The sequence below is a fragment of the Bradyrhizobium sp. PRIMUS42 genome (assembly GCF_023006515.1).
In the GTDB taxonomy this organism is placed as follows: Bacteria; Pseudomonadota; Alphaproteobacteria; order Rhizobiales; family Xanthobacteraceae; genus Bradyrhizobium.
Map to the genome: position 1 here is coordinate 1 of NZ_JALBGZ010001318.1, position 853 is coordinate 853.

1 protein-coding gene and 1 pseudogene are annotated in these 853 nt (G+C 65.7%); one reads left to right on the plus strand and one right to left on the minus strand.

The window, feature by feature from the left end:
• Positions 1-284, plus strand: a 284-nt coding sequence (locus MOV75_RS40005; protein ID WP_309487018.1) for a uroporphyrinogen decarboxylase family protein, incomplete at its 5' end; no start/stop codon positions are given.
• 170 nt (positions 285-454) lie between these two features.
• Here MOV75_RS40005 and MOV75_RS40010 read toward each other — a convergent pair.
• Positions 455-853 (minus strand): annotated as a pseudogene (locus MOV75_RS40010) (hydroxymethylbilane synthase); the annotation flags it as partial.

Genomic DNA, 853 nt, shown 5'->3' on the forward strand with positions numbered 1-853 from the left:
CACAGCTGCCTGCTTACGTCGAGGCAACCGGCGTCCACGCCGTCAGCATCGACTGGACCGCGGAGCCCGCCTTCATCCGCGAGCGCGTCCAGAGCAAGGTCGCCGTGCAGGGCAATCTCGATCCGCTGGTGCTGATCACGGGCGGCGCCGCGCTCGACCGCGCGGTCGACAACGTGTTGGCCAATTTTGCGCAAGGGCGCCTGATCTTCAACCTCGGCCACGGCATCCAGCCGGAAACGCCGATCGCCCATGTCGAGCAGATGATCAAGCGCGTGCGGGGCTAGTTCGCCCCGCCCCTGAGGGGTGGGAAACAAAAACGCGAAAACAACCCCATGCACAGTAGACAAGTCATTGAAAGATTTGAGCTGGCAGGACTCGCCCCCGCGCGCCTTTGACACGTCGGGCAAAACAGACGCAGAACGACATCATCGCCGGTCGTAATTTCGCAAGGCAGCTAGCGCGGCCGGCTGCGCTCGATGATCTCGGCCGCACCCTTGCCCAGCAGATCAAGACCCACAGCACGACCGAGCTCGCGCGGGCGATTGGCGGGACCCGCGCGCGAGGCCTCGATGATGGTGTTGCCGGAGAGATCGAGCACCGATGCGGTGAGCGACATCTGATCGCCCGCGATGGTCGAGAAGCCCGCCACTGGCGAATTGCAGTGGCCGTTCAGCACCCACAAGACCTCGCGCTCGGCATCCGCGCTGGCATGCGCCGCGGGATCGTCGATCGATGACAGGATCTGCCGCGTCTGCCAGTCCTGCGCTGCGCATTCGACTGCGACGATGCCCTGCCCCGCCGCGGGCAGCATCTCCGCCGCGGTGAATTCGTAGGCGATACGGCCGGCGAGGCC